This is a genomic window from Prevotella sp. LCP21S3_D2 (assembly GCF_052118345.1).
Lineage (GTDB): Bacteria > Bacteroidota > Bacteroidia > Bacteroidales > Bacteroidaceae > Prevotella.
Genome location: NZ_JBQKHJ010000016.1, coordinates 25016 through 46107, shown reverse-complemented (window position 1 = coordinate 46107; position 21092 = coordinate 25016). Strand labels below are relative to the sequence as shown.

Here is a 21092-nt window from a genome sequence, read left to right as displayed (position 1 = left end):
TACTAAATAATGACACAAATATTGTTACCCATTATAGGGTCTTTCCTGCTCAGCGCTTGCTGCGGATTCCTGTTTATCCCTGCATTATTGCGTTTCTGCAAGCAAAAGAATCTATACGATTTGCCCAACCTTAGAAAGGTGCACCATACAATGATTCCGCGACTTGGAGGTATTGCATTCATACCCAGCATGATCATTGCAGCAGTCATCGTCATGTATACTATGACTTCCAACACAATGAATGGCAAAATCCAAATCAGCCTATGGAGCATGGGCTTTCTACTCAGCTTACTCCTGGTTTATGCTGCAGGAATAGTGGATGACATCATAGGACTGAATGCCAATATCAAGTTTTTCATCCAGATTGTTGCAGCTTCCATATTACCGCTGTGTGGACTATGCATCAATAATCTGTATGGTCTTCTGGGAATATACGAAGTGCCTGCATGTATAGGAATACCGCTAACCGTATTTGTCATCGTCTTTATTGACAATGCAATAAACCTGATTGATGGCATTGACGGCTTGGCAGCCAGCTTGTCATTGATAGCATTATGCGGCTTTGTATATTGCTTCATGCAGTATAGTCTTACAGCTTACGAAGTAATGATTTCAGGATTAATAGGTGTATTGGTTACTTACCTCTACTTCAATGTTTGGGGAGATCCGGCAAAGGGCACGAAAATATTCATGGGTGATTCAGGCAGTCTTACCCTGGGTTTTATCCTGGCTTTCCTGTTCGTAAAATCAATAGCCGTAAGCCCTAACTTAATGCCTGTTTCCATGGAAAGAGTTTTCCTGGCTTACAGTCTACTGATAGTCCCAACATTTGATGTCGTGAGAGTAGTATTACATCGTATACGCAAGAAGAAACCGATTTTCAGTCCTGATAAAAGCCATATACATCATAAACTGATGCAACTGGGCATGAGCCAGCATCTTGCGCTGATAAGTATTATCCTACTAGCCTTGCTTTATATCATCATCAATCTGTTAATGTATAACTGGGGCTGTAATTTGACCATTACAATGGTTGCAGATATAGTAATCTATGTCCTACTCCATTTGCTCATTAATAAAGGTATCAGGAACAAAGCTATCATTTCATGAAAGAAAAAGAAAAGACATACATAGATAAGAGTAGTTTTATCGAACGGTTTGTAAAGCGTTCGATAGACTTCTTCTTGTCTGGAGGATGTTTAATAATCTTCTCTCCTCTTTTCGCTATTATTGCCTTAGCTATCAGACGGGAGGATGGATTACCTGTCATTTATAGCCAGGAACGAATCGGGCGGTACGGAAAGCCCTTTCATATATATAAATTCCGCTCAATGAAAATAGATGCAGAAAAAGACGGACCCAACCTATTGGAAACTAGCGGAGACCCCAGACTGACAAAGGTGGGAAGATTCTTGAGAACACATCATTTGGACGAACTACCTCAGCTCTGGAATGTCCTGAAGGGAGATATGGCTTTTATCGGTCCGCGTCCGGAACGTAAGTATTACATAGACCAAATCATTGAGCAAGATCCTAGATATAAATACTTGTATCAGATAAGACCGGGAGTAACTTCCTATGCAACCCTATACAATGGATATACTGATACAATGGAAAAGATGTTGAGGCGATTAGAGCTAGACCTTTACTATCTGGAGCATCGCTCATGGTGGTTTGATACTAAAATTCTGGGTAAGACCTTTATCAACATCATTTTCGGCAAAAAGTTCTAGTTTTAAAAGGAAACTAGAACTTTTTAAAATTCAATCTTAATTCTTTCGTACGAAGAATCATCTTATCGCCATTCATTTTCTCTTTATAATATGACTCAACCAGGTGGTTAATTCCACACTGGCGAAGTGTATCATTGATTTCTGTCAGGGGAATATCTCCACCATTCTCTACATCCTGATGCCAATTATTCTTATAGGGGGATAAAAGAATGAGACTATCAGAAGTCTGACGGAATCGGAAATAAAATCTCCCTCCTTCGTAATTATTCACTGACAGCAGCTTGTATTGTACTCCCCAGAAAACCCGTTGCTTGCTATAGTCGCTTCTGCCACCAGTGGCAAGCGTATCAATACTCTCCAAATGCCAGAATCCATCAAGACTGCCATTGTCACTACTCTCTATTTCACAGGAGTTCAACAATACACTGCCCAGCACTAGCATCAGCAGAACAAAAACAGATGCAATATTCTTATTCATATTTTTATTCATCTTTGGTTAAACGAATCATTTTAGCAATCCCTTCTTGGAAATGGTAAATTGGAATCCTGCATTATGTCCCAACATCTGATTACTTCCAAAATCCATTGCATAACCAGCCTTGACACTCCAGCCATGATTAAAATCATACTGCGACTCTAACAGAAAACTCATATTGTGATGCTCCTTCGTAAAAGGCTCGTCATAAGTACCCCAGCCTTTCTGATACGTAGCCATAGCCCGATATCCCAGTCGTTTTGTAGGCTGTCCGTCAAATCCTAAATGGTAAGCTATGAAACGGTTATTCTGCACCATTATTTTCCCATCTGTATTATAAATAGGTGAACGGAAAAGAGGGTTTCCGATTACTTGCCCCCAATGCTGCCAGCCGGTATAAATATTGTGATTATAATAATCGTCCATTCCGGCTACATGATCAGGAATATTCAACGTATGGTCGTGATTATACGGACCGCTTTGATACTTGGTGTAGATATATTCGAATACAACATTTCTCAACCATCTGGAGTTCTTTAAGTTCAACTCCATTCCCCAGAGCATATCCTTCAGTGCATAACGGAAGAAACGGGACTTCTTCTTCTGATTCCATTCATCACCTTCACCATATCCGTTATAGTCCAGCAGGAACATCTGGCTATGATCCTCAAAAAAATGGTCTAAATATGCATGAAGCGCCCAACTATCTGCCTGATAATTCACACGCATCAGCCAGGAACCCATCTGATTACCTGCAGCATTCGTATATTCACCATCCGTCGCATCAGAACCACCTGGAACAAAAGCGTGCCAAAAGCCTTTCAAACCTTTCTCGGTAGGCATCTGCACCATTTGTCCATCATACATCTGATAGGGATTTCCTCCAAACTCAGCGCCCATTTCCAAACCTAGTTCTACGCTCCAAAGACTGTTCATCCTCTGATTTTCTATCTTAAGATAACCCGCCTTGCTATGAAAAAGGACATGATCAGCATATTTTGATTGACGTGAAGTGAATTCGTGCTGCCAACGGTCATCAGTCATCATTCCATAAGCAATATGACCTTTCAGCTGCAACCAACCATTCAGAATAGGTAGCGTTATGTATTCTGGCAAAGCCAAACGAACTTGAGGTATTGGACGAGCATTAATACCCAACGTCTGACTACCGCTTGACAAAGTCTGATTCTTGAGTTCCATAGGATATTCCTTAGATCCTATGGTCATAGTTCCATGAAGCCAGCGAACCTCAGCAAAAGCCTGCTGTACAATAAAACTGCTGGTATAATTTACTGGTACAGCAATATCCAAGCCATAGCCAACTGCCCAACGACGAGCTGAATCTGATTCCAAAGGACGAACCAGACTACCGCGTAAATAACCATTGCAGTCATCTAATGAACTGAGACCATGCTTATTGGCATTAAGCCATAAAGGCGTTTTTCCCTTGGAAAAAGAACCCTGCATTTCGGCTTTCCATTCAATATTGCTGCAAAGATTTATCTTACTTTTCCCCTCTCCTTCGTAATCTGCATTCTGCGCATGTATAATAGGAGATAGAAAGGATAAAACCGCAAGAAAAGGTTTAATATTCTTCATTTTTGATTACTATTTATATAATAAACGATTTCTATCCACATTTATTATATCTATTGAATGAAGGATTTCTTTTTTCTTTTATTATATCAGTTTATCAGACAGTAGAAGTCGTTGGAAAAGACAGTAGAAGTTGTTGGAAAAGATAGTATATGTTTTCAGAAAAGTTAGCTTCTTAGGCCGCACAACAGCTGTTGTGCGCTTGCATAACAACTGATGTGCGCTCGTAAATCAGCTGATATGCGTCCGTCGCACAACTGTTATGCAGCAACAGAAATCATACCAGACTTTCCTAAAAAAATCGCCTTACCGATTATTCGGCAAGGCGATTATAATTTCATATCATCCTATGCAATTACTTGCTCTCTTCCTCAGCCTTCTTGGTCTCAGGTGCATTAGGCCCATAGTAACCATAGTAAGCCTGGTAACGGGTGTAACCCCAGTTAGCCTGTGCCTTCTCTGGATCGAGTTCCTTAGCCTTATCAAGAATCTTGATTGCCTCCTGAAAAACTACCTTACGGCCCTGAACAGCCTGGATATCACCAGCCTTGCTGTTGTAGCAAGCACCAAGATATGTCATCACTACAACATTGTCTGGCTTTGCTTCGAGAGCCTGCTTGAGGCACTTGATTGCATTGTCAGCATCGTTCTTCTGAATGTACATCATACCCTTGTTGGCAAGAGCTACGAAGTTCTTAGGATCCTTAGCGATAGCTGCATCCAAAAGCTCAGTCTGCTCTTTCTCCATCTTCAAGGCAGAATACATAGAGTTCAAGCCATCGAGCATTACCTCATTAGATGGATCCTTAGCATAGAGATCCTTCAGCTTGTTAACGTAGTTCAAAGAGTCTTCCTTAGTCTTCAAACCATCCTTCATTACATAGAGCTTGAGGTTAAGAGCATCCTTAGCCTCCTTCTCGCTTGTCATGGCAATGTCGCAATACTTCTCGCAACGAGCAGCATCCTTAGCCTGATAAGCATAACGAGCTGCGAAGAGAGCAACCTGACCGATATACTCCTTCTCACCTTCCTTCTGCTTAGCATCAATAGATGCGAAGAGAGGCTCAGCATCAGTATCCAAGAATGCACCCCAATACTTCAAAACATCATCAGCCTTATTGTTCTGAGCTGCAGTCTGACCTGCATTTACAAGCTGCTGGCGAGCACCCCAAACGCGGGAAGCATTGCCATTGAACTTAGGAGACACCTTACCCTTTGCATTAGGAAGCTGATCGTACTTGTAGCACTCGATAGCGTTCATCAAAGCATTGTAAGCGCCCTCGTTCATTACATTCTCATCAACAGGATCATTCTTCTTCATGAGCTGATTGGTCTGCTGAATAGACTGCTGATCGTTAAAATCCTTCATACTAAGGTCTACCAACTTGTTGTAAGCCTTAGCCTTCTCTGCATCATTAGCAAACTGACCCAAGTTCTGCTTTACCAAAGCCTCAGCCTCAGCATAAGTCTTTGCCTTCATGACAGCCTTGAGTGCATCACTGTCACCTGCGAATGCTGATGTGGCACCTAGTACCAACATAGCAGCTACGATTAACTTTTTCATTTTGTTTAAAGTTTAAAAAGTTGAAATTTATAATTTGTTACGCTTCGACAATATGATATGAACGAGTGTTCAGGGGATTACTCCTGAACATTCTCGTCATCTTGATTCTCCAACTGAGCTTCTGCCTCAGCTGCTTCTTCAGCAGTCTTGGCACCAACAGTATCGTTTTCTATTTCCTCGCTCTTCTTTGCCCAAGCTGAACGGCTCTCCTCTTCTACAGAAGCTTCGAGTTCTGAACTCATCACCTTACATACGCTAGCAATGACATCATTCTTCTTAGCCAGATTGATGAGGCGGACTCCCTGAGTAGCACGACCCATGATACGGCAATCGGCAACAGCAAGACGAATCACGATTCCACTCTGATTGATAATCATGAGGTCGTTATCATCGGTTACGTTCTTGATAGCTACCAGACGACCGGTCTTTTCTGTAATGTTAAGAGTCTTCACACCCTTACCGCCACGGTTGGTTACACGGTAATCTACTACGTCAGAACGCTTACCATAACCCTGCTCGCTGACAACCATCACGGTTTCCTTCTCAGGATCATTGACTACAATCATACCAATCAAGGCATCATCGCCCTCATCAAGACGCATACCGCGGACACCGGTAGAAGTACGTCCCATAGTACGGATCTGATTCTCATCAAAACGAACGGCACGACCGTTTCTGTTGGCAAGAATCAACTCGTTATGACCATTTGTCAAACGAACATCTACCACCTCATCACCCTCTACGATGTTGATGGCAATCACACCGTTAGTACGTGGACGTGAATATGCCTCGAGACATGTCTTCTTCACTGTACCGTTCTTGGTAGCAAAGACTACATAGTGATTATTGATAAATTCGGCATCATTCAAGCCTCTCAGGCGGAGGAATGCATTTACCTGATCATCATTCTCGATATTGAGGAGGTTCTGGATAGCACGACCCTTTGAATTGCGGTCGCCCTCAGGAATCTCATAGCACTTGAGCCAGTAGCAACGTCCCTTTTTGGTAAAGAACAGCATGGTCTGGTGCATAGTTGCAGGATAGATATACTCAGTGAAGTCCTTATCACGAGTACGTGCACCCTTAGAACCTACACCTCCACGAGCCTGTTCACGGAACTCTGACAATGGAGTACGCTTGATATAACCAAGGTGACTCACGGTAATAACCACAGGATCATTTGGATAGAAATCCTCTGGATTGAACTCATGATCATCTGGCTTAATCATGGTACGGCGAGCATCACCATACTTTTCCTTCACCTCATTGAGTTCATCCTTCATTACCTTCTTGCAAAGCTCAGGGTCATTCAAGATCTGATTCAAGTAGTCGATGGTCTTCATCAACTCATTGAACTCGTTATGCAACTGCTCCAGACGCAAGCCTGTCAACTGGCTGAGTCGCATGTCTACGATTGCCTTACTCTGCAGTTCATCCAGTTCAAAACGCTTCTCCAAGTTGCGCTGAGCATCAGATGGAGTCTTGCTGGCACGAATGATATGTACTACCTCATCAATATTATCACAAGCGATAATCAGACCTTCAAGAATGTGAGCACGCTCCTGTGCCTTCTTCAACTCGAACTGAGTACGACGGATTGTTACATCATGACGATGGTCAACGAAGTACTTCACGCATTCCTTCAAGCTCAAAAGGCGCGGACGACCATTAACCAAAGCAATGCAATTCACTGAGAATGAACTCTGAAGAGCTGTCAACTTGAAGAGTTTGTTCAAGAGAACATTGGCATTGGAATCACGCTTTACATCGACAACGATACGCATACCCTGACGACCGGACTCATCGTTCACGTTAGCAATTCCATCAACCTTACCTTCCTTGGCAAGATCTGCAATTGCCATTACGAGCTGCTCCTTGTTAACTCCGTAAGGAATCTCAGTGATTACAATCTTATCATGGCTTTCACCGCTTTCTATTTCGGCAGTAGCACGAACCACGATTCTACCCTTACCTGTCTCGTAGGCATCCTTCACTCCCTGGATACCATAGATAGTAGCACCTGTAGGGAAGTCAGGAGCAGGAATATACTGCATCAAGCCATCAGTATCGATATCAGGATTATCGATATAAGCACAGCAACCATCAATCACCTCGCCCAAGTTATGGGTAGGGATATTTGTAGCCATACCTACAGCAATACCATTACCGCCATTCACAAGGAGATTAGGAATCTTTGTTGGCATGACGGTAGGCTCCTGGAGCGTATCATCAAAGTTGTTCATCATGTCAACGGTCTCCTTATCGAGGTCGTCCATGATGTGTTCACCCATCTTTGAAAGACGGCACTCTGTATAACGCATAGCAGCAGGAGAGTCGCCATCCACAGAACCGAAGTTACCCTGTCCGTCGATGAGAGTATATCGCATATTCCATTCCTGACCCATGCGAACCAAGGCACCATATACGGAAGAGTCACCGTGTGGGTGGTACTTACCGAGCACCTCACCTACAACACGCGCACATTTCTTATATGGTTTGTCACTGGTGTTTCCAATTCCCAGCATACCGTAAAGAATACGGCGGTGCACAGGCTTGAAACCATCACGTACATCAGGAAGGGCACGAGCCACAATCACTGACATCGAATAGTCGATGTAGCTAGACTTCATCTCCTCCTCAATGTTGATTTTCATGATTCTATCATGATCCATTGTCTGATTTTCGTCCATTTCTTATATTTATGTTTATGTATTTTTATTACCATGATTTTAATGGAAAATCGCTCAGAAGGGCATTTATTTGCGTTCTAAGCCGTTTTGCCTCTCCAAAAATCTCGACAAAGATACAAAAAAATATCCATACTCAAACGCTTTACAGGCAAAAAAAATGAATCTTTTAGCATTATTTGTCTTTTGAGAAAGAAAAAAAGTTGGCTGGAGGTTTGCAAATACCAAAATTATTTGTAACTTTGCACTACTTTATTAAGAAAGGAATATAGAATATGCAAAATCCATTTGAACATATACAGAAGATTCTAGCGCAGTGTGGTGAGAATGTAGCTCGCCGCCATGGCAATAAGATTACGATAGAACATCTAATCTTGGAATTCGTGCGAAAGAATAAAGAGATAAACTACATATTGGAGACAGGATTCAGGGTCGACATCAACGTTCTTGAAAATTCACTCAATCAAGAAATTGCGAAAGAACCAAATTGCGACTCAGAAGAATCTGAACAGGGAACTCCTTCTTTGGACGCAACAGCTTCCGAGCTGATGCGTAATGCAATTAAGGAGGCTTATATCTGCGACAATTCACCTTATGTAGAGCCTAAGCATGTACTTCTGGCTCTGCTGAAACAGAACAATAATCCTATTTCCAATTTGCTTTCCGGCAATGGAATCACCTACGATAGTCTCAGAGATTATCTGAAAAACCAAAACAGGAAAGCGGATGATGAAGCAAAACATCAGGCAGAAGAGATTGCAGAGGCTGAAGATTCAGAAATGGAACATGGAGAGATTACTGAAACAGACATAGAGGATACTCATGCAGAAAGTGAGTTGGCTGTAGATGAAAACAACGAGAATGACGAAGTTGAAACAGAAGAAGATATGGAACAGAAAAGTAAACGTCCGAAAGCTAACCTCCTGGATTCAGACGATGAGCCCCTGGACCTCAACAGCAATCCTGAAGACAATAAGAAAACGGCTAAGAAAGAGGAGAAAAAGACTAAGACAAACACTCCTTTCATAGACAAATATGGTCACGATTTAACTCAGGATGCAGCTAAGGGAATTCTCGACCCTATGGTTGGAAGAGAAAACGAGGTACAGAGAGTGATGGAGATTCTGGGACGCCGCAAGAAGAACAATCCTGTTCTCATTGGTGAACCAGGCGTGGGTAAGAGTGCTATCGTTGAAGGGTTAGCCCAACTCATCAAGAACCACCAGTCTGCCCCACTCCTCTTTGATAAGCGTGTCATCAGTCTCGATCTTACGAGTCTTGTCGCAGGCACTAAATATCGCGGTTCCTTCGAAGAGCGTATCAAGGGAATCGTGAACGAACTGGAGACGCACCCGGAAATAATCCTCTTCATCGATGAGATTCATACGCTCATCGGTGCAGGAGGAGCTGAAGGTGCCATGGACGCAGCCAACATCCTGAAACCGGCTCTGGCTCGTGGAGTAATACAATGCATCGGTGCAACAACACTGGATGAATATCGCAAGAGTATTGAGAAAGACGGTGCACTGGAAAGACGATTTCAAAAGATAATCATCAATCCGACAACGCCAGAGGAGACACTGCGGATACTTCATAACATCAAGAACACCTATGAGAAATTCCATGAGGTTACCTATAGTGATGAAGCATTGGAAGCATGTGTGAAACTGACTGACAGATATGTTACTGACCGTTTCTTCCCAGACAAGGCCATAGATATTCTTGACGAGGTCGGCTCGCGCGTACATCTTAAGAATGCAAGCATTCCTGATGACATTCTGGAATTGGAGCATAATATAGAAGTATTGATTACAAATAAGCAAAATGCTGTAGCGAATCAAAACTATGAATTGGCCGCTGCTTATCGTGACCAGCAAGCCCAAATGGAGAAGATGCTGACACGTGCCAGAGAAAAATGGCAAAACGGAGAAAGCGACAGTCATCGTACACCAGTAGAAGTAGATGACATTACTGCCGTGGTGAGCAAAATGACAGGTGTTCCGGTACAACGTATGGCTGAGGCTGAGAATAGCAGACTCTTGAAGATGGCAGAAAAATTGAAGAGTAAGGTCATCGCACAAGATAATGCCGTAGACAAGATTGTAAAAGCTATACAGCGCAATCGTATCGGCTTGCGAGATCCAAATCATCCAATAGGAGTATTCATGTTCCTGGGTCCTACAGGTGTTGGAAAGACATATCTGGCAAAAAAACTTGCTGAAGAAGTTTACGGAGATTCCAGTGCACTGATCCGCATAGACATGAGCGAATACGCTGATGAGTTCAACTCATCCAGACTGGTTGGTGCACCTCCGGGATACGTAGGATATAATGAAGGTGGTCAACTTACCGAGAAGGTTAGACGCAAGCCTTACAGCATCGTCTTACTCGATGAGATAGAGAAAGCTAGCGGCAAAATTTTCAACATGCTTCTGCAAGTACTTGACGAAGGTAGACTCACAGATGGCAATGGACGTCTCATCGACTTCCGCAATACCATCATCATTATGACTTCAAATGCCGGAACCCGTCAGCTAAAAGAGTTCGGCAAGGGTGTCGGCTTCAAGTCTGGCAGTATAGGTAATGTTGCCACCATGTCGGATACGGACAAGGAATACGCCCGCAATGTGATACAGAAGAGTCTGAGCAAGCAGTTTGCACCGGAATTTCTGAATCGCCTTGACGAGATTATCACCTTCGACCAGCTCGACATCAATGCCATCAAGCGAATCATCGACCTGGAACTCAGTTCGCTCATCAAGCGCATCAACGATATGGGTTATGGCTTCCAGATAACAGAAAAGGCAAAGCAGCTGGTTGCCGAGAAGGGATATGATGTACAATTTGGTGCTCGTCCATTGAAGCGCGCCATCCAAACCTATATAGAAGATGGAGTCTGCGAGTTGCTGATGCAGGGTAAATTGGAAAAAGGAAGCATCATCAATGTCGGGAAATGCCCTGGTAAGGATGAGTTGACTTTCAAATAAAAAAGGAAGAATCAATAACACTTCATTAAAAACATAAAGCGAAGCCCCTGTGCCTAAAAAAAAGAGCACAGGGGCTTTATTTTTTAAAGTATCATTCTACAAGCTATTATTAAGCGCCATCAAGGCAAGTACAGCCTCATTGTATTCATTGATAACATCAGCTTGTTTCATTCTCATATCGATTGCCTCGTTCAAGGCATTCACATATTCCACATAATTGATTTCACCATTCTCATATTCCGTGGTACTCAGACGAACTATCTCATTGGCTTTATCAATATTCTCTCCGTTGTAATATTGCAACTTCTTCGTAGCATTCTGCAAACGGTTATACCACAACCGGTAATCACGTTCTTTCTCGCGGCGTTCCTGCTGCATATTCAGCTCTGCCAGCTCCCGGTCTTTCCTTGCAGCCTTCACCTTGGCCTTGGTTGCCCCATAAAAAAGAGGTACACCCACACCAATTTCAAAACCGAAGAAATTACCCTCTGTAAAACGCTGACGGTCGATATGATATGGATCCCAACTGGAAATCAGCAACTGCGAACGCAAAGCCAGAGAAAGCGAAGGCGCATAACCGGTCTTTGCACTTTTTATCTCCTGATCGAGTACCTTCAGGCGGTCCTGCTGATACTGGGCATCAGCCGTCTGCTGGTAATTAAACGAACTACTGATTGATGAATCCAATATGATAAGATGAGACTCTGACGGCAATATAGGCTGGTCTGAATTCAGCAGATTCATCAAAATCATCTGTTGATTCTCTGCCTCCGACTTCACATTTCTCATCTCCACCTGATTCTCATCACGCAGACGCTCTGAGGTAAGTACTTCCAACTGGCGGGTTTCTCCCGCCTTGTATCGTTTACCGGCAATATCACAATAACGATTCAGTATAGAATCAAGACGTTGAAGAATACTCAGACGATAGGTCTGATACAGCATCGCATAATAAGTAGAAGCGATTTCCTGCTTCAACTGTTGCCTGGACACATTCAATCTGCTCTTTTCAGCCTGCGTCTCTGCTTTCAACTGTTTCTTCCTAGCTGCATAGACAGTAGGAAAATCGATGCTCTGAGAGAAGGTAAGTCCATTATCTGTATCACCGCTCGAAGCAGGATTCTGAGAGAAAGCCACCTCGGTTTTATCTACATCCCAAGCTGTACCTTCCATTACCTTGGCACGTTCTATCGTTTTTCTCCCTGCCTGAAGCGAGAGATTCTGCTGTTCAGCCAGATCAAAACACTGCTGCAAAGTCATTTTCTTCCCCGGCAGACTCGCATCAAAAAACTGGGCATGGACTGTTCCTGGCAGCAACAATATCATGACCGAGAATGTTACCTTTCTAAATGTTCCTATATACTTCTTCATGATAAGTTATTTTTTAATAAAAGTCTTGTAGATGGCTGGCAACACAAGCAATGTGAGCAACGTACTTGTTATCAAGCCACCTATCACTACAGTAGCCAACGGGCGCTGCACCTCTGCACCATCGCCCTGCGAAAGTGCCATTGGCAAGAAACCCATAGAAGCAACAAGAGCTGTCATTAAGACAGGGCGCAAACGAACCATACAACTCTCGATGATGCGATGATGAATCACTTCTGAGAGATTGGCAGAAGTGTTATCAGGCGAAGCCTTCTCTTCACGCTGCATCTGATTCATCTGTCCGATGAGTACAATGCCATTGAGAACTGCCACACCAAAAAGAGCAATGAACCCAACACCAGCCGAAATACTAAACGGCATTCCCCTGAACCATAAAGCCCAAACACCACCGATTGCTGCCAAAGGAATGGCAGAGAACACGAAGAGCGACTCTCGAACATTCTTGACCGTAGCATAAAGCAGCAGCAAGATGATGACAAGCGCTATCGGTATTACCACCATCAAACGCTGCGTTGCACTCTGCAGGTTTTCAAACTCGCCACCATAATTATAATAGTAGCCCTCCGGCAGCTTCAACTTTTCATCGAGAATTTCCTGAATATCCTCTACAGTACTCTGCACGTCTCTCCCCTTTACATTGAATCCCACATAGATGCGACGGGCACCATTTTCATGAGACACCTGTGCCGGAGCTGGCTCATAGACGATATCCGTAATCTGAGAAAGAGGAATCTTAGAACCATCAGTCAATGGAATACTCAATTCCTGCAGGGACTCTGCATTACGCTGAGAAGGATCCATACGAAGCACAACATCAAACTTCTTATCACCTTCATAAAGTGCACCAGCTACTGCACCAGCAAAGGTGGTTTCCAAGACCTGATTGATTTCATCTACGCTCACTCCATAAGAAGCCATGCGTTCATGATTGTATTTCACCTGAATCTGAGGCAAACCCGATACTTCCTCTACAAAAATGCCACTCACACCCGGTACACGCTCTATCAACTTCTTTACCTTTCCGGCTTCAGAAGTCAAGACATCAAGGTCTTCACCGAAGATTTTGATAGCCACGTCCTGTTTGATACCCGTCAGCAACTCATTGTTACGCATCTGTATAGGTTGCGAAATCTCAGCTTCCAAACCAGGAATCGCCTTCAAGGTCTCCTCCATCTTCTCCATCAACTCCGGAGTAGTTTCTGCAGACGTCCATTCTGCCTTCGGTTTGAGGGCAATCATGATGTCAGCACGTTCTATAGGCATCGGGTCTGTAGGAATCTCTGCACTACCAATGCGGCTCACCACCTGTTTGACTTCCGGATACTGCGCCTTCAGCAGCTTTTCTGCCTTGGTACAACATTCCACCATCTGAGAGAGCGAAGTACCTTGTGCCATACTCATCTCTACAGCGAAATCACCTTCTTCCAAACTAGGAATAAACTCGCCGCCAAGGAACTTGAAGCCCATGATACTGACACAGAACAATCCGATAGCGGCAGTAATGACATCTTTATTGCGCGCCAACACCCAGTCAAGGACAGGTCGATACCAACCTTGGAGTTTCTCTATCATCTTATCAGAAAATGTCTTTCGGTTATGTACCTTGCGACTCAACAACAGTGAGCTGACCATTGGCACATAGGTAAGCGAAAGAATGAAAGCGCCAAGGATGGCGAAGAAAACAGTCAGCGCCATCGGACGGAACATCTTCCCTTCAATCCCAACCAAGGTCATCAGCGGAATATAAACTATCATGATCATAATTTCACCGAACGCAGCACTCTGTCGGATGCGTGAAGCTGAAAAATGCACCTCTTCATCCATCTGCTTCTGTGTAAGAGCAAATGGAATATTCTGTCCGCCATTCTGACTTTGAGCCAGATAAGCAGCCCTCAGTTCTGGCTGCGAAAAATGCCCCGTATTAATATGTGTTACTACCGCCTCAACAATAATAACGGCAGAATCCACTATCATTCCAAAGTCGATAGCTCCGAGCGACATCAGGTTGCCATCAATACCGAAAGTCTTCATCATACCGAATGCAAAGAGCATACTGAGCGGAATCACACTGGCTACCACCAAACCCGCACGCCAATTACCTAAGAAGATAACCAGCACAAAGATAACAATGAGTCCACCTTCTATCAGGTTTCGGGCAATGGTACCCTCTACTCTATCCACCAGGTTGGTACGGTCAATGAACGGCTCTATCACAACGCCTTCTGGCAGCAATTTCTGAATCTGCTGAATACGCTCCTTCACATTGTGGCTTACTTCCTGAAAGTTTTCGCCTTTCAACATGATGGCGATACCAGCCACAACCTCACCTTCTCCATTGCGGGTTACAGCACCAAATCTCGTCGCATGTCCTAACTGAACCTTAGCTACATCGCTCACCTTAACCGGTGTACCGCCAGCTGTCTTCACCGTGATATTGGCAATATCCTCCAAACTCTTGACGGTTCCGATACCACGGATATAATATTGGTTGGCATTTTCTTCTATATAACTGCCACCGGTATTGGCATTGTTCTTTTCCAGCGCATCAAAAACTTCGCTAACGGTAATATTGTTGGCATTCAGCTGGTCAGTATTCACTGCCACTTCATATTGCTTCACGTAACCGCCCCAACCGCTCACTTCTGCAACACCGGGAGTTCCTGAAAGTTGCTTTCTTACTATCCAGTCCTGCAAAGTTCGCAATTGGGTAAGAGAGTATTTATGCTCATATCCTTCCTTGGCCCTTACCGTATAATGGTAGATTTCACCCAATCCGGTAGCAATGGGTCCCATTTCAGTATCAGTATTCTTTGGCAACTCTTTCTCTACCTGAGTCAGTACTTGGCTCACCTGCGAGCGAGCCCAATAGATATCTGCATGATCATCAAACACCAAGGTGATGACGGAGAGACCGCTACGGGAAATACTTCTACGTTCCTGAAGCCTAGGAATATTGGCGAGCGCCATTTCCACAGGAGTGGTAACATATTGTTCCACTTCTTGCGCTCCAAGAGAAGGGGCTTGGGTTATCACCTGAACCTGATTATCAGTAATATCAGGAGTAGAATCAAATGGAAGATGAACAAGCGACCAGATGCCCCATACCATTAGGGCTATAGAGAGAACTCCAATCACCAGCTTATGGCGAATGGAATAAGTAATCAATTTCTGAAACATAAGCTTTAATCTAAAATCTTTTACTGTCTATTGATAAATAATCAACTAAAGCTTAGTGAGCATGTTCACCATGTTCGCCTGTAAGCGATGCGAGATAGAACGCATTGTCGGTAACTATCTTCTTGCCTGCCTTCAGATGGTCGCAAAGCTTCACTTCTGTAAATCCACCGCCTGTAACGCCAGTGCTAACCTCATGTCGGGAGAAACTATACTCACCCTTCTTTGGTTCTCCATTGAGAGCAAAGACATACTGCTTACCATCGGTAGAAACAATTGCTTCAGAAGGCAAGGCAAGACATCTCTGTGAACCAATAGCAATCTGTCCACTCACATACATACCATCAAAGAGTTTGATATGATTGATACGACTTGTTTTCAATGAAGAATCATCCATTTTTATATGAACAGCAACAGATTTCGAACCGTCGTTAAAGTATTGGTTCATACCATAAACTGTACCAGACAGCTTGACACCAGGCTGATTGGTCAAAGAGAGAGTTACACGATTACCCACCTTCACCTTGGCCAAATCTTTCTCAAAAACATTCAGATCGCATTCCACTGCCTGAGTATTTCGAATTTTCATCAGTGGAGTCTGCATATCTGCATAACTACCCAGACTTGCCGTCAACTGACTGACAACACCGGAGATAGGTGCACGAAGAGGAAAAGCCGTAGTAAACTTACCTTTGGCAACAGCCGAAGTAGAAATGCCCATCTGAGCGAGCTGTCTGCCAATACCCAAAAGATTGGCATGAGCCACTTGGTAATCTTTCCGGGTCTGCTGTAAGTTGCGCTTCACACCCGCTCCCTGCTTACTGAGCAGAAGTTGGCGCTCCAAATCAGCCTTAGCAAGTTCACACTCCTTGGCAGCAGAGTAATACTCACGCTGAAGACTTACCACATCTGTATTTTCAACAGAAGCAACAATCTGTCCTCTATGAACAAGCTGCCCTTCTTTTACAAAAATAGATTTCACGATACCGCCCATCAAGGAGGCAACATCACCCATCGCCTGTGCACGCAGTACAAGCGATCCTTTTGCTTCTATAGTGGCATCCATCTCGCGCTCCACAGCCTCACCCATCTTCAAATCTACGGTGCTGACCTGCTTGGCTGTCAACGGAATATGATCAAAATCCACTTCTTCATGCTCATTCTCCTCGTGTGCATGAGCCTCTGAGCCGGTCTGTTTCGCCAAGAAAGCGAATCCAGCCCAGGCTATCGCCGTAACGGCGACAATCAAAATTACTTTTTTCATGTTTGTCTTTTCTTCTATTTTATAATTCTACACAACAATTTCACACAACGAATCTTATCAAAAAGCCGTTGGCAAAAGTATACAAAAAATCTTGCAACTCAGTTGCATTCGAATCTTCAAACCGATTTCTGCAACCAAGTGGCAAACTTGTAAAATCATAAAATAGAAGGAGGTCCCCGTCTGCTATAGCCTGCCGCCAGTTCCTCAGCAAGATGAGAAGCAGCCACATGCTGCCATCTCACTGAAATGAGTGAGAGACGAGGGAGGGTTAAAAGGGAAGAACAAGACAAGACCACAAACTGATGGTTCTCATCTACCAGCAACTTGCGGATATTCTTCACCGCCTTGGAATTGACTACAAACTGATGCATTTGACGAACGCTACAGTTCTCACGATCACCTTCGCTCTCCTGATCATGATGCTCAGTATGCTCATCATTGATATTGCCGTCCTGCTCACATTGTTCTTCTACCATACAGATACGCCCTTTGTGGTGATGATGTGTCATCACCGTAGATAGCATGATACTCATGGTGGCTATCCAAAGACAGAATATGTACAGTATTCTTTTCTGCATACTAAATTTTTGCGCAAAATTACAGAAAAAAAGGTTAACCACCAAGAATAACAGATGTTTTTATAGCATTTTTTCTTAAAAAAACAAAAAGACCTATACCCGAATCAAAATTATAGGCGTATTTATAAGTATTAATTCGTAACTTTGCATTCAAAATTAATACAAATATAGAAATGAAAAAAATTTTTGCAGTTTTACAATTACTCCTAGTAGTAATGTTGGCGCAGGCGCAGATGGTGAACCCAGTCAAGTTCTCTACTTCGCTCAAGACCAATGGTACCGCAATAGCGGAAATCGTATTTAATGGTAAAATCCAATCGGGATGGCATGTCTATTCTACAGGATTGGGAGCAGACGGACCTATCTCAGCTACTTTCAATGTCAACAAGATGGATGGTGTAGAGTTGGTTGGCAAACTTCAAGCTCGTGGTAACGAGATTAGTAAGTTTGACCCACTCTTCGAGATGAAGCTACGTTATTTTGAAGGCAGCGTTACCTTCGTTCAGAAAGTGAAGTTTGTCAAGCCAAACTACCATATCGATGCATACGTTGAATACGGTGCGTGCAGCGACCAGAATTGCCTTCCTCCTAGCGAGGCAAGTTTCAAGAAGAGTGGAAAATCTCCAGCAGTAGATGGCAAGGCTGAGACTGACAGTAAGGACGCAGCCAAGGCTAACGGTCCTGAAGTCATTGATGCCGTCAAGGCCAACACCGACTCTTCTTCACTTCAGGGAGTAGCTGAAAAGATGGACAGTACAGCCAATATCGATGCTGCATTCTCTGTAGATAGTGATGACGCAAAGGCCTGGTGGGCTCCAGTAGTAAAAGAGCTTCAGGCTTTCGGTGGCAATAACGACATTGCAAACCACTCACTCTTCTATATCTTTATCATTGGCTTTGTAGGCGGACTTCTAGCACTTGTCATGCCATGTATCTGGCCTATCATCCCTATGACTGTAAGCTTCTTCCTCAAACGAGCTAAGAACGATAAGAAAAAGGGTATTCGCGATGCTTGTACATACGGATTGAGCATTGTTGTCATCTATTTGGTTCTCGGTCTTGCCGTTACAGCCATTGCAGGTCCTAGCACCTTGAATGCACTCAGCACCAGTGCTGTGTTCAATATCATCCTCTTCCTGCTCTTGGCAGTTTTCGCCTTCTCATTCTTCGGATGGTTTGAAATCAAATTGCCAGACAGTTGGGGAAATGCCGTAGACAGCAAGGCTTCCAGCACTACAGGTATGATCAGCATTTTCCTGATGGCTTTCACACTCGTGCTCGTAAGTTTCTCTTGTACCGCTCCTATCATCGGATTGCTTTTAGTACAGACTGTTACTTCTGGCGATTGGCTGGCTCCTACCATCGGTATGTTTGGTTTTGCCCTTGCTTTGGCACTTCCATTTACCCTCTTCGCCTTGTTCCCATCATGGTTGAAGTCTGCTCCTAAGTCAGGTTCATGGATGGAAACTGTAAAGATTGTACTGGGCTTTATCGAGTTGGCATTCTCATTGAAGTTCCTTTCTGTTGCAGATTTGGCATACGGCTGGCACATTCTTGACCGTGAGGTATTCCTCTCTCTCTGGATTGTCATCTTCGGTCTCTTGGGGCTCTATCTCATCGGCAAGTTGAAATTCCAGGTTGATGCCATTGGTGGCGACATCCAGAAGCCTATGCCTGTACCTTGCATCATGCTCGGTCTCTGCTCTTTGGCTTTCTCTGTATATATGATTCCTGGACTTTGGGGTGCACCTTGCAAGGCTGTCAGCGCTTTCGCTCCACCTATCAATACACAGGATTTCAATCTCAATACCAAGACTGTAGAACCTGCTTACAAGGACTACGAAACCGGTATGGCAGCAGCTAAGGCAGCAGGTAAGCCAGTACTCATAGACTTCACAGGTTTTGGATGCGTAAACTGCCGTAAAATGGAAGCATCAGTATGGACAGATCCTACTGTAGCAGACATTTTGACAAAGGATTACGTCCTCATCTCTCTTTATGTAGATGACAAGACTCCGTTGCCTCAGCCAATGGAAGTAGAATTCAATGGCGAGAAGCGTACACTCCGCACCATCGGAGACAAGTGGAGCTATCTGCAGGCAAGTAAATTTGGTGCCAATGCCCAGCCTTTCTACGTACCAGTAGACAACGATGGCAAGCCTTTGAATGCAGCATTCAGCTTCAAGGAGGACGTCAGTGCCTATCTCGATTTCCTGCACAAGGGACTTGAGAATTACAGAAAATAATCTGGAATTATAGATTACCAGCAAATAATCTATATATATATATTGAATTTAATTGATTACAATGATGAACAACAAGGAAGTTCCGGTACTCCTACTCACAGGTTACCTTGGCAGTGGTAAGACCACACTGCTAAACAAAATTTTGGCAAATAAGAAAGGTATCAAATTCGCAGTTATTGTGAATGACATTGGTGAGGTCAACATTGATGCAGCACTCATAGAGAAAGGTGGCGTAGTGGGTCAGAAAGATGACTCGCTCGTTTCATTGCAGAACGGTTGCATCTGCTGCACGCTCAAAATGGACTTGGTTGAACAGTTGAAGGAAATCGTAGACATGAAGCGCTTTGACTATATTGTAATCGAAGCTAGCGGCATCTGCGAGCCAGCTCCTATTGCCCAGACCATCTGCTCTATCCCATCATTGGGACCTCAGTATATCAAGAATGGTATCTTGCGTCTCGACAGCATTGTAACCGTCGTAGATGCTCTCCGTATGAAGGATGAGTTTGCAAACGGTTCTGATTTGATGAAGTCAAATCTTGACGAGGAAGATCTTGCATCGCTTGTTATCCAGCAGATAGAGTTCTGTAATATCATCCTCTTGAACAAGGCTGCAGAGGTAGAGCCTAAGGAGCTGGAACATCTCAAGCAGATTATCCGTGCCATACAGCCTAAGGCAGAGATCTTTGAATGCAACTATGGTGATATTGATCTCGATTTAATCGTGAATACCCATAAGTTTGATTGGGAGACTGTAGCTACATCTGCTGGTTGGATTCAGGAGATAGAGGCTGAAAGAAATGGCGAGGAAGATGAACATGAGGAACATGAACATCATCATCACGATGATGAACATGAGCACCATCATCACGATGACCATGACCACGATCATGACCATTGCCACCACCACGATCACGACCATGACCATGAAGGTGGTGAGGTAGAAGAATACGGAATCGGAACCTTTGTATATTATAGACGTAAGGCATTCGATCTAGCTCTCTTTGATGAATTCGTAGCCAGAAAATGGCCTCGTGACGTAGTACGTGCCAAGGGTATCTGCTATTTTGCTGACGAACCTGACATGTGCTATGTATTCGAACAGGCAGGACAGCAGAAAACTGTAAAGCAGGCAGGACAATGGCTCGCAACGATGCCAGCTGACCAATTGGCTGAGCTTCGCAGAAACAACCCTCAACTGGAGAAGGAATGGGATGACAAGTATGGTGACCGAATGATAAAAATCGTATTTATCGGCCAGCACATCAAAGAGCAGAAGGATGCCATCATCAAGGAGCTCGATAAATGTTTGAGCTTGTAACAACATGCTAGGGCATCTTTGAAGACTATAGTTTCAGAATTTGAAGCTATAATAGCCTCAAAATAGAGAAAAAAGGAG

Annotated in this window: 13 protein-coding genes; 5 read left to right on the top strand and 8 right to left on the bottom strand. The window is 43.8% G+C overall.

Annotation, left to right across the window (positions count from 1 at the left end; genetic code table 11):
- Positions 1-150 precede the first annotated feature (150 nt).
- On the top strand, positions 151-1110 hold the full coding sequence (locus tag ACTQ16_RS10860; protein WP_441937383.1) for an MraY family glycosyltransferase: 960 nt from the start codon (positions 151-153) through the stop codon (positions 1108-1110).
- A complete protein-coding gene (locus ACTQ16_RS10855; protein WP_441937381.1) occupies positions 1107-1733 on the top strand; it encodes a sugar transferase in 627 nt (208 codons plus the stop codon). Before ACTQ16_RS10860 ends, ACTQ16_RS10855 begins: the two co-directional genes overlap by 4 nt.
- Before the next feature lie 13 nt (positions 1734-1746).
- On the opposite strand, the gene ACTQ16_RS10850 is transcribed toward ACTQ16_RS10855, so the two are convergent.
- From ACTQ16_RS10850 to gyrA, 4 genes are all read right to left on the bottom strand, one after another.
- Positions 1747-2211, bottom strand: a complete 465-nt coding sequence (locus ACTQ16_RS10850) for a lipocalin-like domain-containing protein (protein ID WP_441937380.1) — start codon at positions 2209-2211, stop codon at positions 1747-1749.
- 27 nt (positions 2212-2238) lie between these two features.
- Complete coding sequence (locus ACTQ16_RS10845) at positions 2239-3807, bottom strand: capsule assembly Wzi family protein (protein WP_441937379.1); 1569 nt, start codon at positions 3805-3807, stop codon at positions 2239-2241.
- A 352-nt stretch (positions 3808-4159) separates the two neighbouring features.
- The gene (locus ACTQ16_RS10840) at positions 4160-5368 is read right to left on the bottom strand and encodes a tetratricopeptide repeat protein (RefSeq protein ID WP_294970732.1); all 1209 of its coding nucleotides are present in this window, start codon (positions 5366-5368) and stop codon (positions 4160-4162) included.
- A 77-nt stretch (positions 5369-5445) separates the two neighbouring features.
- Positions 5446-8058 carry a DNA gyrase subunit A gene (gyrA, locus tag ACTQ16_RS10835; RefSeq protein ID WP_294970734.1) on the bottom strand — a complete coding sequence of 871 codons (2613 nt, stop codon included), beginning with the start codon at positions 8056-8058 and terminating at the stop codon, positions 5446-5448.
- Positions 8059-8603: 545 nt separating this feature from the next.
- Between gyrA and ACTQ16_RS10830 the strand changes: the two genes are divergently transcribed.
- Positions 8604-11042: an ATP-dependent Clp protease ATP-binding subunit gene (locus ACTQ16_RS10830; protein WP_441932545.1), complete on the top strand. Its 2439-nt coding sequence runs from the start codon at positions 8604-8606 to the stop codon at positions 11040-11042.
- Between the two features lie 96 nt (positions 11043-11138).
- On the opposite strand, the gene ACTQ16_RS10825 is transcribed toward ACTQ16_RS10830, so the two are convergent.
- From ACTQ16_RS10825 to ACTQ16_RS10810, 4 genes are all read right to left on the bottom strand, one after another.
- Positions 11139-12413, bottom strand: a complete 1275-nt coding sequence (locus tag ACTQ16_RS10825; RefSeq protein WP_294970736.1) for a TolC family protein — start codon at positions 12411-12413, stop codon at positions 11139-11141.
- 6 nt (positions 12414-12419) lie between these two features.
- A complete protein-coding gene (locus tag ACTQ16_RS10820; protein WP_441937376.1) occupies positions 12420-15608 on the bottom strand; it encodes an efflux RND transporter permease subunit in 3189 nt (1062 codons plus the stop codon).
- A 52-nt stretch (positions 15609-15660) separates the two neighbouring features.
- Positions 15661-16869: an efflux RND transporter periplasmic adaptor subunit gene (locus ACTQ16_RS10815; RefSeq protein WP_441937374.1), complete on the bottom strand. Its 1209-nt coding sequence runs from the start codon at positions 16867-16869 to the stop codon at positions 15661-15663.
- 155 nt (positions 16870-17024) lie between these two features.
- The gene (locus ACTQ16_RS10810) at positions 17025-17447 is read right to left on the bottom strand and encodes a hypothetical protein (RefSeq protein ID WP_295346553.1); all 423 of its coding nucleotides are present in this window, start codon (positions 17445-17447) and stop codon (positions 17025-17027) included.
- Between the two features lie 173 nt (positions 17448-17620).
- Here ACTQ16_RS10810 and ACTQ16_RS10805 point away from each other — a divergent pair, with 173 nt between their 5' ends.
- Both ACTQ16_RS10805 and ACTQ16_RS10800 read left to right on the top strand, forming a co-directional pair.
- The gene (locus tag ACTQ16_RS10805; protein WP_294970744.1) at positions 17621-19693 is read left to right on the top strand and encodes a cytochrome c biogenesis protein CcdA; all 2073 of its coding nucleotides are present in this window, start codon (positions 17621-17623) and stop codon (positions 19691-19693) included.
- Positions 19694-19757: 64 nt separating this feature from the next.
- On the top strand, positions 19758-21014 hold the full coding sequence (locus tag ACTQ16_RS10800) for a CobW family GTP-binding protein (protein ID WP_441937431.1): 1257 nt from the start codon (positions 19758-19760) through the stop codon (positions 21012-21014).
- Positions 21015-21092: the final 78 nt, after the last annotated feature.